The 15,126-nt window shown below is 71.0% G+C and carries 15 protein-coding genes; 5 read left to right on the top strand and 10 right to left on the bottom strand.

Annotation, left to right across the window (positions count from 1 at the left end; translation table 11 throughout):
* Nucleotides 1-139 precede the first annotated feature (139 nt).
* Together KYK13_RS03495 and KYK13_RS03490 are read left to right on the top strand one after the other, a co-directional pair.
* The gene (locus tag KYK13_RS03495) at nt 140-1,816 is read left to right on the top strand and encodes an amidase (protein WP_223641937.1); all 1,677 of its coding nucleotides are present in this window, start codon (nt 140-142) and stop codon (nt 1,814-1,816) included.
* 105 nt (nt 1,817-1,921) lie between these two features.
* Nucleotides 1,922-2,977 (top strand): hypothetical protein, encoded by a 1,056-nt coding sequence (locus KYK13_RS03490; protein ID WP_223641935.1) that lies wholly within the window; start codon nt 1,922-1,924, stop codon nt 2,975-2,977.
* A gap of 86 nt (nt 2,978-3,063) precedes the next feature.
* On the opposite strand, the gene hxsC is transcribed toward KYK13_RS03490, so the two are convergent.
* The 8 genes from hxsC to KYK13_RS03450 form a co-directional block, all read right to left on the bottom strand.
* Nucleotides 3,064-4,221, bottom strand: a complete 1,158-nt coding sequence (hxsC, locus tag KYK13_RS03485; RefSeq protein ID WP_223641933.1) for a His-Xaa-Ser system radical SAM maturase HxsC — start codon at nt 4,219-4,221, stop codon at nt 3,064-3,066.
* Between the two features lie 3 nt (nt 4,222-4,224).
* Nucleotides 4,225-5,667, bottom strand: a complete 1,443-nt coding sequence (gene hxsB, locus KYK13_RS03480) for a His-Xaa-Ser system radical SAM maturase HxsB (RefSeq protein ID WP_223641931.1) — start codon at nt 5,665-5,667, stop codon at nt 4,225-4,227.
* 11 nt (nt 5,668-5,678) lie between these two features.
* Nucleotides 5,679-6,023: a His-Xaa-Ser system protein HxsD gene (gene hxsD, locus KYK13_RS03475; RefSeq protein ID WP_223641930.1), complete on the bottom strand. Its 345-nt coding sequence runs from the start codon at nt 6,021-6,023 to the stop codon at nt 5,679-5,681.
* A gap of 4 nt (nt 6,024-6,027) precedes the next feature.
* Complete coding sequence (locus tag KYK13_RS03470) at nt 6,028-6,630, bottom strand: hypothetical protein (RefSeq protein WP_223641928.1); 603 nt, start codon at nt 6,628-6,630, stop codon at nt 6,028-6,030.
* Nucleotides 6,627-7,115, bottom strand: coding sequence for a hypothetical protein (locus KYK13_RS03465; RefSeq protein ID WP_223641926.1), 489 nt, complete (start codon nt 7,113-7,115; stop codon nt 6,627-6,629). Before KYK13_RS03465 ends, KYK13_RS03470 begins: the two co-directional genes overlap by 4 nt.
* Nucleotides 7,116-7,522: 407 nt before the next feature.
* Nucleotides 7,523-7,933: an SET domain-containing protein gene (locus KYK13_RS03460; RefSeq protein ID WP_223641925.1), complete on the bottom strand. Its 411-nt coding sequence runs from the start codon at nt 7,931-7,933 to the stop codon at nt 7,523-7,525.
* A gap of 54 nt (nt 7,934-7,987) precedes the next feature.
* Nucleotides 7,988-8,389, bottom strand: a complete 402-nt coding sequence (locus KYK13_RS03455) for a hypothetical protein (protein ID WP_223641924.1) — start codon at nt 8,387-8,389, stop codon at nt 7,988-7,990.
* Between the two features lie 133 nt (nt 8,390-8,522).
* On the bottom strand, nt 8,523-9,098 hold the full coding sequence (locus KYK13_RS03450; protein WP_223641923.1) for a nuclear transport factor 2 family protein: 576 nt from the start codon (nt 9,096-9,098) through the stop codon (nt 8,523-8,525).
* A gap of 88 nt (nt 9,099-9,186) precedes the next feature.
* On the opposite strand from KYK13_RS03450, the gene KYK13_RS03445 reads away from it, so the two are divergent.
* The 3 genes from KYK13_RS03445 to KYK13_RS03435 are packed head-to-tail and all read left to right on the top strand — an operon-like array spanning nt 9,187 to nt 11,572.
* Nucleotides 9,187-9,966, top strand: a complete 780-nt coding sequence (locus tag KYK13_RS03445; RefSeq protein WP_223641922.1) for an alpha/beta fold hydrolase — start codon at nt 9,187-9,189, stop codon at nt 9,964-9,966.
* Nucleotides 9,948-10,742: a ZIP family metal transporter gene (locus tag KYK13_RS03440; protein WP_223641921.1), complete on the top strand. Its 795-nt coding sequence runs from the start codon at nt 9,948-9,950 to the stop codon at nt 10,740-10,742. Before KYK13_RS03445 ends, KYK13_RS03440 begins: the two co-directional genes overlap by 19 nt.
* Before the next feature lie 20 nt (nt 10,743-10,762).
* A complete protein-coding gene (locus KYK13_RS03435) occupies nt 10,763-11,572 on the top strand; it encodes an SDR family oxidoreductase (RefSeq protein ID WP_223641920.1) in 810 nt (269 codons plus the stop codon).
* A 3-nt stretch (nt 11,573-11,575) separates the two neighbouring features.
* Here KYK13_RS03435 and KYK13_RS03430 read toward each other — a convergent pair whose 3' ends face one another.
* Nucleotides 11,576-13,930: a hypothetical protein gene (locus tag KYK13_RS03430; protein ID WP_223641919.1), complete on the bottom strand. Its 2,355-nt coding sequence runs from the start codon at nt 13,928-13,930 to the stop codon at nt 11,576-11,578.
* A 104-nt stretch (nt 13,931-14,034) separates the two neighbouring features.
* A complete protein-coding gene (locus tag KYK13_RS03425; RefSeq protein ID WP_223641918.1) occupies nt 14,035-15,072 on the bottom strand; it encodes a trypsin-like peptidase domain-containing protein in 1,038 nt (345 codons plus the stop codon).
* Between the last annotated feature and the right edge of the window lie 54 nt (nt 15,073-15,126).

The following is a 15,126-nucleotide window of genomic DNA, read 5'->3' as shown; positions in this document are numbered from 1 at the left end:
CGCGCGTGCATGCTCGACGGTCGGTGCACACGATATGCCGCGTACCGGACACAAGCGCGCTCCTGCGCCGGTGCGTCCGGACGCGTTCCATGGGGACGCGGCCTGCGTGCATGCGCGACGCGGCGGTAGGCTGTCCGCCATGACCTACCGACGCGCTCCGGTGAAGGCTCCGCGACTCTCAGGCATGGCCCTCAAGGCGATGGTCAACACGCTGGAGCGGGGCGGCGTGGGCCCCGCGCTGGTGGAGAAGTTGATGCGGGACAGCGGCATCGAAGCGTGGCGCTCGCTGTCCGCCGGGGATGCCCCGCCCGTCCAGTACCCGCTGTCCCCGGGTGCGCCCGCCACCGAATCACAGACACCGGTGGAGCAGGCAGCGCGCGCGGTCGCCGCGTCGCCCGTGACACAGGAGCGGGAGACGGTCGCGGCGTTCGCTCGCGCCTACCGCGATGGGCGCACGGATCCGGTGGCCGTGACGCGGAGGGCCCATGAAGCGATTGAGCGGCTGGACACCGGCGCGGACCGGCTGGGCCTCTTCATCGCCCACAAGCCGGAGGAGGTGCTGCGGGCGGCGGAGGCGTCCGCGGAGCGGCTGCGCGCGGGCGCGCCCCTGAGCGTGCTCGACGGGGTGCCCGTCGTCATCAAGGACGAGTTGGACGTGGCGGGCTTCCCCACGACGCTGGGCACCACGTTCCGCAACGAGCCGGCCCGGAGCGACTCCACGGTGGCCGCCCGGCTGAAGGCCGCGGGCGCCGTCATCCTGGGCAAGGCCAACATGCAGGAGATTGGCATCAACCCCATCGGGTTGAACCCGCACCACGGCGCCGCGCGCAACCCGTGGAACCGGGGCCACATCACCGGCGGCAGCTCCAGCGGCTCCGGGGCCGTGGTGGCGGCGGGGCTGTGCCCGGCGAGCATCGGCGCGGACGGTGGCGGCTCCATCCGCATCCCCGCCGCGCTGTGCGGCGTCGTCGGGCTCAAGGCGACCTGGGGCCGCATCCCGGAGACGGGCGTGCCGCCGCTGTGCTGGAACGTGGCGCACGTGGGCCCGCTGGGCCTCACCGTCGACGACGTCGCGGCGGTGTATGCGATTGTGGCCGGGCCGGACGGACACGACGTCGTTGCCCAAGGGCAGCCACCGCATCACCTGTCGGGCTACGAGGACGGCGCGTTGAAGGGCGTCCGCCTGGGCATCTGCACGCCGTATTTCGAGGACGCGGATCCGGACGTGGTGGCCCGGTGCCGGGAGTCCGTGCGCGCACTGACCGGCGCGGGCGCCACGGTGGTGGAGCTGCCCGCGCCGGACCTGAACACGATTCTCTGGACGCACAGCTGCATCATCCTGAGCGAGATGGCGGAGGCGATGCTGCCGCAGGTGAAGGCACGCGTATCCGTGTTCGGGCTCGACTCACGCACCAACCTGGCGCTGGGGCGCCACTTCCGGGCCACGGACCTCATTCACGCGCTGCGGCACCGGCACCGGCTGACGCGTGAGCTGCTCGCGCGCATGGCGGACGTGGACGTCATCGTCACGCCGACGACGGCGAGCACCGCGCCCGTCATCCCCGAAGCGACGCTCCCGGCCGGCGAGTCGAACCTGCCGGTGGTGGACGCGCTGATGCGCTTCATCCGACTGGCGAACCTCACCGGCTGCCCGGCCCTCTCCGTGCCCGCGGGCTTCGACCGCGCGGGCCTCCCCGTGGGCGTGCATCTCACGGGGCGGCCCTACGAGGAGCACCTGCTGCTGCGCCTGGGCCGCGTCGTGGAGCGCGCGGCCGAGCACCGCACGCCGGGCATCCACGTCCGCCTTCTGTCCTGACCGACACAACTCTGTCTCTCCGCTCCCGATAACCCTTCTCGAACCGAGAACAGGGAGCTCCAGGGCATGTCCATCGACGGTGTGGGTCAAGGCGGAGTCCGGAAGGTGGCGCCTCGCCCCCTGGAGGGACAGACCGGGCCCGTGGCGGCGAAGAACACGGTCGCCCGTCCGCCGGCGTCGAAGGACGTCTTCGAGGCGAAGCGCGCGCAGTCCTCCACCAGCCTCCCGCCCGTCCAGTCCAACACGACGGGCACGGTGCAGGCAGGCACGGTGGTGCTGGATGACGCGACGAAGGTGGCGCGCGGCGCGCTGAAGCTCGACGCGAACGCGGATCCGAAGACGTACGACGGCATGTTCCTGGGCGCGGACGGCTACGCGTATCCGCCGGGCAGGTTCTCCATCTCGGAGATACCGCCGTTCAAGCCGGAGAAGCCCATCGCCTCCCCGACGCCGACGACGTACCACGTCAACGGCATCGTCACGCAGACGCAGGGCGACGGAGACGCCACGGGCCAGGCCCAGAAGCTGGCGAACGAGACGGGCACCAACGTGGTGCCCATCTACAACGCCACGGAGGGGCTGGCCGCGGACGTGACGCAGACGGGCCTGGACCGGCTGGGACTCGGCGACAACAAGGCGGCCCAGACGCTGGCGGATGCCATCTACAGCGACCTGAAGGCCGGCAGGAAGGTCAACGTCACCGGCTACAGCCAGGGCGGCGCCATCGTGGCGACGGCGCTGCGCGAGGTGGATCACCGCATCAAGAACGACATGGGCGGCTTCTGGGGCAACCTGCCCATCCTCGGTGACGGCAACCGCGACAAGCGCGAGGCGCTGCTCGGGAACATCCACGTCACGACCTTCGCGGGCGCGGGCAAGACGTTCCCGGACGGGCCCAAGTACACGTTCTACGTCAACAACCAGGACCCCGTGCCCACGTGGCTGGGCACGCATGGGTTCAACCCGGTGACGGACATCGTCAGCGGCATCGTGTCCGGCATCTTTCCGGGCATCGGGATCCTCAACGGCGGCCCGTCCATCCAGTACCCGGCAGGCGCCACCCTCCACACCTTCGACTCCGCCGGAAACGGCGAGGTGTTCGGCGTGGATGGCAAGCACGGCATCAACACGTACCTGGAGCACATCCAGGACGCGGTCTGAAGCCACCAGCGCGAAGAGGGCGCCTCAGTGCGTCTCGAACCAGGTGATGCCGTAGTCCAGGCAGAGCTCCTCGCCGCGCAGGCGCGTCACGGACGCGCGGCCGCGATCCCCCGGCTGCGCTTCAGCGTCGAAGAAGCGAAGAACCCGCCACAGGCCTCTTTCAAGGCGCAGCCTTCGCACTCCCGGAAGTAGACGTTCTTCCAGTCGGAGATGCTCTTGCGCGCGAAGGGATGGAGGTCCGCGGGGAGCACGCAGAGCGGATGGTTGTAGATGGAGGTGTTGATGCCCGCCCGGTCCAGGGTCCGCACCGCCGCGCGGAGGGGCTCCTGGTAATCGAGCGGATCCACCCAGAGCTTCGGAAGGTTCGTCTTCGCGAAGCCCATCAGCTCCAGCCCCATCAGCGCGACATGGTCCACGAAGAGCAGGTTCCGGGCGATGAAGCGCGCCAGGTCCGGGAGGCGCTCGTGGGTGAGGGCATGGATGACGACCCGGAGCTCCACCCGGATGCCCGCCCGCTTCAGGTTCAGGATGCCCCGCAGGGTCTCATCGTAGGCGCCCCGCGCCTGCACGACATGGTCATGCGCCTCCGGCAGGTCGGAGTACAGCGGGATGCCCACCATCAAGTCCGGATGCTTCAGCGTCCCCAGGCCCCGGGCGAAGACCTCCTCCGAGAAACGCCGCCCATTGGAGAGCATGTGCACCGCCGTTCCCGGCAAGTGCGTCTTCAACTGCTCCACGAGCCGTAGCAGCCCCTCGCCCAGCAGCGCGGGTTCTCCGCCAGTGATGCCCAGTTCTCGAGTCTCCGGGGAGATGAGCGGGATGAGCTCCAGAAGCTCGTCCAGCAGCCAGGAGTCATCGTGCTTGCGCGGAGGCTGCGAGCACATCAGGCAGTAGTTGTCGCAGCGCTCGGTGACCAGCAGGCTGTTGGAAAGGGAGGCCCTCCGGTAGAGCGCGCTCAACCGTCCGCTGGAGGGCTCCACCCGCACGACGTCTCCTTCCGCGAGCGGAAGAAAGCCGGAGGGCAGCACATAGGCATCCGGGACGCTCACGTCCGGAACCGGCTCCTCCAGCAGGTATGCGCGAAAGCCTGACGGCAGCGCGCCCTGGGGCTCACGGACGAGGAGGATTTCAGGCACCCCCGCGACTGGCGTGGATGCGGTGCCCTCTCGGAGGCGCCCCAGGAACGGATGAGAGGAGGCGCGGGACAGGGGCCGCAGCCCCACCGTGGAAAGAGCCGGGGTCATGATTCACAACCATCCCAGCAGGGTTTCGCGGGCAGGCGGATCATCCTCCAGCAACGTGATGAGGTGCCGGAGGACCGCCATCTGTTTCTTGCAGAAGGCGCTGAAGGCCTTATGGCCCACGGCGTCCCCCTGCGTCGCGCGGTGGAAGACGGGATCCGCTCCGCATAGCGGGAGGAACGCGCAGTCGCTGCACATGGGGACGCCCTCCGGCATGGTGTCACTCAAGTGGGACAGCAGCGTCTCCGACGCCAGGAGGGCCGCGTGGCCGTCCCGCGCGACATGGCCCAGCCGGAAGGAGAAGTCGCCCATCTCCGCCAGCATGCGTCCCTCGTCGGACGCGTAGACGTGACCGTCGTAGTTGTAGACCAGGGCTCCAATGCCCAGGCCCGCGGGCGACTGGAGGTCGACGTAGCTCGAGCCCCTCGGGGAGAAGAGCTTCTGGAGGAGGATGGTGGTGAACTCCTCGCGCAGCGGATATCCCCGGGCGTTGAGCTTCAGGATGTGCGCGAGCCCGCGCGTGTAGAAGGCGATCCACCGGTCGACGTCATAGTCCTGGCCACCCTTGCGCCGGACCGCGAAGCCATATGGACTCAGGTTGCGCAGGAAGATGGAGTGGAAGCCAAGGCGCACGTACTCGTCGATGATGTCCTCCACCCTGTCCAGGCTGGTCCGGGTGGTGGTCATGAGCGCGGAGACCGCGTGCTCGCCCAAGACCTCTCGCGCGCGCCGGATGCCATCCACGGTCCGCTGATGGCTGTCTCCTCCGCGCACCGGACGCTGGGCGTTGTGCAGGGACGCCGGCCCGTCGAGTGACGTGGAGAGGAAGATGCCGTGCTGCCGGCAGAACGCGAGGACCTCGTCCGACAGCCGGGACAGGTTCGTCGCGATGACGAACTGGAGGTCGCGGCCGTGGGTCCTGTTCAGCTCCAGGGCACGTTCGACGACGTGGCGAATGAGCCCGAAGTTGAGCAGCGGCTCTCCTCCCTGGAATTCAATCTTGAGCGCGGGTGACGGACTCTGGAAGACCAGCGCCAGGGCCTGCTCCGCGTGCTCGGGCGTCATGTCGAACCGGGTGCGGTCCTCCACCTGCCTCGACACCTGGCAGTACTGGCAGGAATGGTCGCACCGCAGGGTGACCACGAAGATGTGCAGCCCGGTGAAGGCCGCGAGCTGTTCGGCCCGGGTCCGGTACTTGAGCGCCAGCAGGTCCAACGCCACGCGGGACTGGCGGTCGAACATGAAGTGCCGGGACTTGAGCGCCTTGTAGGCAGCCGAGTCCGGCGACAGCGTGCGCTGGATGAAGGCGACCAGGTGTTCGCGCGAGAGCACCACGTGCTCGCCCACGTCGTTGGTCACCACGTACCGGCTGCCATCCAACGGGCTGAACCGGAGGGGTGCGAGCCGGTAGTCCCGGTCGGGCTCGAAGGCCGTGCGTTCCTGGAACATGGGGGCGTCCCTCAGTCCCGCCGGATGAGGTTGGTCCGCGAGAAGGCCTGGGCGAGGATCAACGCGCGAACCGCCCGGGTCTCCTCTCCAATCTGCTCGCGCAGTTCCTGGTCCAACAGCTCCTGGAAATAGCGACGGACGGCATCGAGCGCCTCCGGTTCTCGGGTGTCTGGCCGGAAGAGGCAGGTGACCGAGAGGCGGTGTTCCTCCGGAGCTCCCAGGAGGACCGTGAAGTGCTCCGCGAAGCGGTAGCTGGCCTTCTGCACGGCGGTGAGGCGGTAGACGCGCAGGTCGAGCGTGAGCGGGATACGCCCGTCCTGGAAGCGCAGGGCCTCCTCCACGGACGGCGAAGCCATGGCACTACCACTCAAGCTTCACCTCTCCGGTCTGCCCTTCGAGCAGTTCGACGTCGATCGTGATCCGCCCGACGAAGCGGTTCTCCACGCGCACGGAGTGCGTCCCCGCGGACAACTCCATGGGGGCCGTCACGTCCTGCCCCGCCGCCTTGTCGTCCACGAAGATCCGGCCGCCCGGGAACGCCACGAAGGAGACGCGAGCCGGCTTGGGCGCGCGAGGCGGCGGCTCGGTCGTCTTCTTCGCCTCGCTGCTGGGCGAAGGGGACGAGGTGGAGGACGTGGACGGAGCGCTGGGAGCTGGGGCCCGGGTGGGAGCCGGAGGCTCGTAGCTGGGAATGTAGCTGCGGGACCCCCCACCGCTTCCGGAGTAGTGGCTGCGGTGTGAGGAATGGGAGCGGTGCGAACGATGCCCCGCGAGCAGGACCGGGGCTCCCTCGGAAGGCTCCACCAGGAGGAGCTCGTGATGGGAGTCCTCCTCCTCACGCCGCCGAAGCGGGTCATGGGAGGTCTCCGCGCGAGGGGCGAGGAGCCCCGAGGGCGCGGCGCCGCTGATCAACGCGAGCAGCGCGGAACTGACAGACAGCAGGCCCGGCGATTTCGTGGTCATGGCTTCACGCTCCCCACGCGCAGCTCCATCAAGTCCGAACTCCTCCACCGGGCGACAACGGGGACCTCTCCCGCCTTCCAGCTCGACGTCGTGGGCACCCTGCCCCCTTCCCTCGCGGGCGGCGCGGGGAGCTGCGCGGGCTGCCCGAGGGCCTGTGTCAGCAGCGCCGCGGTCTGCTCCGCCTGCTCGGGGGCATTGAGCACGCGGCCCTCGCGGGCCCGGCCCACCAGATAGACCCCCACGCAGCGCTCGGCCTCCATCGCGCAGTGGAGCACCACGGAGTCCCGCTCCCAGGTGATGATCCGCGCGGAGGGCTCCGCGGAGAGGTGGAGCAACTGGAGGACCACTGCGCGCTCGGCCCCTATCAGGGGAATCTTCCGGCGCTCCTCCCGCGCCCAGGTGGCCGCCTCGGCTGCTCGCGCCGTCAGCTCCGCATCCCCGGAGACCTTGCCGGCCTCCTCGGCACGGGCGAGGACTTCGTCCACGCGCTGAAGCCAGACCTGGGTGGACCCTCCCGCGCGGACAGGAGGCGTCAGCGCATGCATCAATGCCTGACGGGCTTCAGCGCGCTGTTTTTCGGCGGACCCCTGCTCGTCGCGAGCCGCCTTCCAGCGGTCGGGCCCGGCGCCCCATGACACAGCCCCCACGAAGAACAGACTCCCTGCCACCAGGAGGGTCATCCCGCTCCGGCGACAGCGCCTGGCCCAGGAACCGCACCGTCTGTCCATGGTCACTTCCGCACCCCACCTTGCATGAGAGGGAATGTTGCCGGAACCGATATCCGGTGAACATCCCTCCACGAGGTGAGGCCATGCCCTGGAGCGAAGTATCCCTGGCTGCCCGCGGCAGCACCGCCGCGGGCGGGGTTCGCCTCGCCGCTCACATCAGCGCTTCAGTGCGTCTCGAACCAGGTGATGCCGTAGTCCAGGCAGAGCTCCTCGCCGGGCTGGATGTCGCGCAGCGCGACGGCCGCGCCCGTGTCCGGCACCGGCCCGTCGATGAGCTCCACGTTGGGCGTCTTCGAGTGGTTGTAGAGCGCCAGCATGCCCCACGCGTATGCCTTCTCCCGGCCAGGCTCGGAGCCCCAGGTGAAGACATGGTGTTGCGCCTGGCAGTCGCGGTGGTCCACCGGCTTGAGGTCGCTCGCGGGGAAGCGGCTGATGGGCGCCCACTCCACGAGCGTGCCCTTCGGCAGGAACCGGCGCGCGAAAACGCCCCGTCCCTTTCCAGGAACGAGGCGCCATTCAACGTTGGGGTGGAACTGATTCTCTGAGATGAGGCGCTCGAGTTCGGGATTGTTCATGGAGAAACCCTCCTCGCGGGAGGGTGCCTGCCCGAACTTAAGCACGTCCCGGGCTCACGGGGAGGCGGGCGCCTCTTCCACATTCCGGACGCGGTTGGGGCGGCGCTCGGGGACGGGCGCGATGCCGCCCTGCCACTCCCAGTCCACGCCATTCCACACCTGTTCACACCAGCGCAGGTCCGTCGCCAGCTCCCGCGCCTTGGCTCCATGGGCGATGAGCGCCCACCCCAGCCGGGACTGCTTGCACTCGCCGCTCTTGAACTTCAGCAGCCGGTGCTGCCCCCGGACCTCGGCGCGCTCCGCTTCCCACAGCGCCTGGTTCCGGAGGCCATCTCCCTGGGCATCCACCCCGTTCCACTCACACCACGCCAGAACGTCCTTCAGTCGGACCAGCTTCGATCCCCGGGAGAGTTCCGTCACGGCCGCGACAAGAAGGTCGGGGGTGATGACACGCATGCGTTGGGGCCTCCAGTACAGAGCAGCGAAGGACGCCAACCTACAGCGTAGGACGTCACGGAGGGCCTCAGCTCCGCCATGCGTTTGTCATGGTTCTGTCATGGAGCCGGGCCATGACGCAGGCAGGCAAGCGTCAGGGCTTCTTCGCGGACGCCTTCGCGGGCGGCGGGGTGGGCGCCTGGGCAGGCTTCTGTGCTGGCGCGGACGGTGTGGCCACCTTGGCCTTGGAGTACGTGGCGATGCGGTTCGTCACCTCGCCCATCAAGTCGTTGGGGATGGGGACGGAGAGGTTGTACTGGGCGATCTTCCAGCCGGACGCGTCCTTCACCAGCACGCCGCTGCCGCGCGCGGGGCCCAGGTTGGGCGTATCCAACGACTCGTCGAACCAGGCCAGCTGGCCGTCCTTGGAGAAGAACACGTTGCGGGACACCGACTTGAACGACCAGGCCTGCCCCTTGGTGAAGTAGGGCTTCGCCCACGCGCGGAACTGGTCCACCGTCCAGCGCTCCTCCCCGTCCGTGCCCATGAAGACCGCGTCCGGGGTGAAGTACGCGAAGTAGCGCGCCTCGTTCGCCACCGCGGCCGCGCGGTGCCAGTCGTCCAGCACCGTGGCCACCGCGACCTTCGGGTCTGCCGGAGCCTGGGCCGCGGCCGGAGCAGCGACGGGGTTGGCGCCGAGCGCCAGCAACAACCAGGAGACGGATGCCATCGGGTTCACCTCGACGAAAGGGGGCTTCGCGGTATGAAGCGGCAGGCGTGCCCCCAGGTCAAGGCATGCGACACAAGGTGGTGGTGGCGTGGTGCTCGAAAGTTTCCAGGTGGGCACGGGCGACGTGCTCACGGTGATGCTGCACGGCTTCCTCGGGACGGGCCGCAACCTGCGCTCGCTCGCCGTCGCGTGGACGCAGGCGGATCCGCGCCGCCGCATCCTGCTGCCCGACCTCACCGGCCACGGCACCTCCCCGGCCCTGTCCCCGGACGCGGACCTGGCCACGCTCGCGCGCGACGTGGTGGACACGCTCGAAGCGAAGGGCTTCCAGGGCCCCGTGGACTGGGTGGGCCACTCGCTGGGGGGACGCGTGTCGCTCGCCGCCAGCCTGGAGGCCTCCGAGCACGTGCGCAGCGTGGCGCTGCTCGACATCGCGCCGGGCCCCGTGCCGCTGGACCTGTCGGAGAGCGGCTATGTGCTGGACATCCTCCTGAAGGCCCCGCCGCGCGCGGACAGCCGCAAGGAGCTGCGCGCGAGCCTCACCGGCAATGGCCTGTCGGAGTCGCTGTCGGACTGGCTGCTCATGAACCTGGCGCCGGACGGTGACGGCGTGCGCTGGCGCTTCGACCGCGAAGCGCTCCAACGCCTGCACCGGCGCGTCAACGGCGAGGACCTCTGGCCCGCGGTGGAGCGCCCCGTGCACCCGCCCCTGCGCTGCATCCGCGGCGGGCGCAGCCGGTACGTGTCCGACGAGAGCGCCCGGCGCCTGGAGGACGGCGGCTGCCCCGTGGCCTTCCTGCCGGACGCCGGCCACTTCGTGCACGTGGACAGCCCCCAGGCCGTGCTCGCGTGGCTGATGGCCCCCTGATGGAGTCGCACACCGTCCTGTTCGTCCTCATCGCCGTGGGACTGGACGGTCTGGCAGGGCTCGCGGGCGGTGTGCTCTCCGAGCGTTGGCTGCACCAGCGGCTGCCCGCGCTGGTGGCCTTCGCCGCCGGCACGTTGTTGAGCGCGGTGTTCCTGGAGGTGCTGCCGCAGGCGGTGGAGGTCCAGGGCGCGGCGACCTTCACGTGGGCCTTCGCCAGCTTCGTCGCGCTGGCGCTCCTGGAGTGGGCGCTGGGCCATCACCCCCACCACGCGGAGGCCGCCGCCGGACACGCGCACGGCCACCATGCGCACCCGGGCACGCCCACGCTGCCCGTCACCCTGCTGGCGTCGGACGCGCTGCACAACGTGGGCGACGGGGCGGCGGTGGCGGCGGCCTTCCTCGTGTCGCCGCAGGCGGGCATCGCCACCGCGTTCGCCGTCATCGTCCATGAGCTTCCGCAGGAGGTGGGCGACTACGCGCTCCTGCGCGCCGCGGGCTGGTCTCGCGGGGGGTCGCTCGTCGCGCTGGCGGGGGTGCAGCTCACCGCCGCGATTGGCGCGGCGGGGGTGCTCCTGGGCACCCGGATGCTGCCGTCGCTCCAGGGCACGGTGCTGGCCATCGCCGGAGGCTCGTTCCTCTACATCGGCGCGGTGGACCTGCTGCCGGAGATGCGCCGGGGCCCGGACGCGCGCCAGCGCCTGGTGGGCTTTCTCTGCGGGCTGCTGCTCATTGGCGGGCTCCACTTCGCGGAGGCCTTCACGGGAGGCCATGGCTGAAGGGCCGCGCCCCTGAGAGGATGGGCGGCATGCAAGGAAAGACCGTGATTGTCACCGGTGCCTCCGCGGGCATCGGCGAGGCGCTGTCGGTGGCCCTGGCCGGACGGGGCGCGAACGTGGCGCTGGCGGCGCGGGATGCCCAGGCGCTGGAGCGCGTGAAGGCGCGGTGCGAGGCCGCGGGCGGCAAGGCGCTGGCGGTGCCCACCGACGTGGGCGACCCGGAGGCGTGCCGCCGGCTGGTGGAGCGCACGGTGGAGGCGTTCGGCGGCGTGGACGTGCTCGTCAACAACGCGGGCATCACCATGCACTCGCGCTTCGAGGACGTGAAGGACCTGGGCCTCTACGAGCGCCTCATCCGCATCAACTACCTGGGCGCGGTGCACTGCACCTTCCACGCGCTGCCGCACATCAAGGCGCGCAAGGGACTGCTCGTCGCCGTGTCGTCGCTGACGGGCAAGACGGGCGTGCCCATGCGCACCGGCTACGCCGGCAGCAAGCACGCCATGCAGGGCTTCTTCGATTCGCTGCGCATCGAACTGTTGGGCACCGGCACGGACGTGCTCGTGGTGTCGCCGGGCTTCGTGGCCACGGACATCCGCGCGCACGCGCTGGGGCCGGAGGGCCAGCCCCTGGGCCAGAGCCCCCGCGACGAGTCCGGCCCCACCATGGACGTGGACACCTGTGTGGCGCTCATCCTGCGCGCCATGGAGCGCCGCGAGCGCGAGCTGGTGATGACGCTCACCGGCCGCGTGGGACAGGTGCTCAAGCTGGTGGCGCCGTCGCTGGTGGACCGGCTGGCCGCGCGCGCCATCCGCGGCCGGAAGGCCTGAAGGCTACTTCTCCAGCCGCGACACCATGCCCCACAGCCCGTCGAACGTGGCGTTGCCCACCTGGTGCAGGCCGAAGCCCCAGAGGAAGGCGGTCATCCACGCGCCGGAGCCGCCCCACGTGGGCGCGAAGACGTCCAGCACCTGGAGCCCCAGCAGCACGGCGATGATGGACATCATCCCCAGCACCGCGAGCTCCACCTTCCACAGGTCGCGCGAGCGCGGCAGGGGAATCCAGTCCAGGTTCACCAGCGCGTCGGTGCTCGCCTTGGTGGACGGCGGCGGCAGGGGGGAGAGGTTCCCGCTGGCGGGCCCTCCGGGCAGCGGCGCGGGCGGCGGGGGCGCGCCCGGGGCCGGCTGCGAGAAGGGGTCCAGCGACACTTCGGCGGGGACGCGCTCCAGGCCGCTCCGGCCGCCCAGGGCGACCGCGGGGGGCGGGGCCGTGACGTGGCGCGCGAAGTCCTCGCGGGCGGCGCGGTACTCCGGCGCGGCCAGGTTCGCCTCGCCCTTGTCCAGGAGCGCGCGCGCCGCCGCCAACCGCGCTTCCACCTCCGTCCGCCAGTCCGCGCTCGTGTTCAGCCCGCCGCCGGACTGCGCCTGGAGCTGCGTCAGCGCCTCCTCCAGGTTGTCCACCAGCTCGCGCAGGTACAGCGCGTACGCGGCCTGGTAGTAGAGGTACGCCTCGTCCACGCTGGCGTGCACGCGGGCCCGCGCCCGGGCCAGCTGCTCGCCCACGCGCAGGCGCAGCGCCGCCCACTCCTCCTGCGTGAAGCCGCCGGGCAGCTGCTTCACGGTGAGGGCGCCCTCCAGGTCCGCCACGAGGATTTCGAGGAACGCCTCGCGCGCGGTCTCCACCAGCCGGTGCGACGCCTCCAGGTCGGGCCCCGGCAGCTGCTGGCGCGCGCGCAGCACGTACAGGGGCAGCTCCCCCTGGAGCCTGCGGCTCACCGGATCATCCCCGCGCTGGGAGGCCAGCGTCCGCGCCTGCTGCTCCAGCTCCGTCAGCCGCGCCTCCAGCACCGCGCGGGCCACCGACTCCAGGTCGAGCGTGCGCAGCATCTGCGCCTGCTCGGTGAAGTCCGCGGACGTGGCCTGATCATTCTGGAGCAGCGTCTCCACCGCCTTGAGCTTGCGCTCCGCGTCCAGCAGCGCCACGCCCTTGAGCCCCTCCAGCTGCCGCAGCAGGACGGACCAGAGGGAGAAGAGCTGGAGCCGCGCCTCGAAGAGCGCGAGCACGGAGTCCTGCACGACGAGCCCGCTCAAGGGGCGCTGGATGTTCGCGAGGAGCGCGTCCACCTGGCGGCGCAGCGACGCGGCCACGGTGGCCTCCTGCTCCAGCGGACGGGCGGGCACCAGCGATTGGAGCTTCTGGCGCGCGGCCTCCGCGCGGTCGCGCAGGTTCACGCGAGGGCGCACGCGCTGCACGTAGAAGCGCACCGCCGCGGACGTCACCACGCCCAGGAAGATGAGGAACGCGCCGAACATCGCGGGCGTCTTCACCCAGACGGTGAACGCCTGCTCCACCGCCGCGCCCTCCGGCACGAGCAGCCGCACCGTGCCGGTGTACTCACCGGACTCCGGCAGGTCGTCCACGTCCACGCTCAAGAGGCCGGTGCCGTAGGCGGGCACCTGGAGGACGCCCTCCTTCCCCGGGCCCTGCGGCAGGCCGTCCGGCCCCCGGAAGAGCCACTTCGCGTCCTGCGCCTGCACGGGCGCCGCGCCGTCCCCGCCGCCCGCCTTGCGGTCCAGCTGCACCACCGACGCGGGGCCCACGGCGCCGCCCACGCCCGAGGTCTCCCGGAAGGTGAGCCGCACCGTGGCTCTTCCGGAGAACGGCCCCAGCGTCCAGCCGCGCGCGGGGGCCACCGGATAGAACTGCACCGTGGGCGCGGACGCCACGCGCTGCACGAGGAGCGGGGTGACCTCCCGCGTGCCGTCGCCCAGCAGCACCACGCGGCCGTGGTAGTCACCGGCGGCGGGCAGGTCCGCGGACAGCGTCACCGTCACCGGCTGCCGCACGGAGATGGGCAGCTCCGCCGCGCCCTCCGCCGTGCCCACGCGCACCGTCACCGGCACCTGCGTGCCGTCCGCCGCGAGCAGCGGATCCACCAGCACCGTCACCCGCGCGGCCTCCGTGCCCGCGTCGCGCGGTGCCTCCGGAGACGCGTCCGTCACCGGCGCCAGCAGGTCCACACGCAGCACCGTCTCCAGATGGGCGGTGGACGTGCGCAGGCGCACCTCGTTGTTGGAGGACAGGCCCGCGAGGCCGAAGCGCGGCGCCGCGTCCGCGAGCATGGGCAGCAGGCAGAGGACGGCCCACGCCAGCGTCACGCCCGTGCAGAGCAGGACCTTCGCGGCCATGAGACGTCGAGCGGGAAGGCTCATGCGCGGGGACGATAGCAGTCCCCTCCCCCGGCCCCGCATGTCCGACGCCATTCACAGGTGTGTAGCGGCCACGCGGCGCTTCACTCCCAGCCCAGGCGGCGCAGCACGGTGGAGGACAGGCTGGAGCGGATGGTGTCCAGGGGGATGCCCTCGTCGTCCTCGGCGGATTCGTGGCCGGGGCGCGGGTCTCCGCTGTGATGCAGCGCCACCAGCTCCAGGTCCGGCGTGAAGCAGGGCGACCCCGACGAGCCCGGGTGCGTGTTGGTGCAGTACGTGACGCGCGTGTGTGAGCGGTTGATCGCCTGGAACGTGTCCAGCGCCACCTGCATGGGCCGGCCCTTCGGGTGCTGCACCACCAGCGCCAGCGCGCCGGGCGCGAACGCCGCAGGCGACGACGGAGCCAGCGGGATGAAGCCGCGCGGCCGGTCCCCCACCCGGTCCTCGCCGGGGGCGTCCTGGATCTGCAGGAAGGCGTAGTCCAGCTCGTCGCGCGTGGCCTCGCGCGGCCGCGGGTGCATCAGGTCCGCCGGGCTGTGCGGACTCTGCGCCAGGCACGCCGTCACCGCGAACACGCGGCCGGGGTGCAGCGCGATGCGGTCCGGCAGCACCTTCAGGTCGAAGCGCACGCGCAGCGCCTCCAGCAGCCGGTGCTCGATGACGTGCGAGTTCGTCAGCACCACGTCCGGCGCCACCAGGAAGCCCGTGCCCAGCGCACGGCCTCCCTCCAGCTCCACGCGGCACACGCGCCGCGACAGCGTCGTCAGCCGGTCGCGCCAGGCCGCCGGTGACAGGGCCAGCCTGGACTGTTGGACGATGCGCGCCAGGGCACTGCCGGACACGCTGCGCTGCACGGAGGACAGGTAGCTCTGCAGGAAGCGGCGGATGCGCGGGTGGCTCGGCGCCGCCGCGTGCGCGCCGCGCACCAGCACGTCCGTCCACCCTTCCGCCTCCGCGGTGTGCACGAGCGCCCGCGCCCGCGCCGCCCCCTCCCGTTCGACGGGGGCCACCAGGCTGCGGCCGCATTTCACCTCGACCATCCGGAGGAGCTCCTCCACCGAGGTGAACGCGCCCAGGAGGGCGTGGGTCAGTTCCTCCTGTTCGGAGCCTTCAAGCTCCATCCGTTTCCTCTCGCGGCCGCGCGCAATCTCCGCCCGCCATGCGATTAGCAGTGT

Source organism: Corallococcus sp. EGB, from assembly GCF_019968905.1.
In the GTDB taxonomy this organism is placed as follows: Bacteria; Myxococcota; Myxococcia; order Myxococcales; family Myxococcaceae; genus Corallococcus.
Note: the sequence above shows the minus strand (reverse complement) of the source record. Positions and strands in the feature narration are given on the sequence as shown.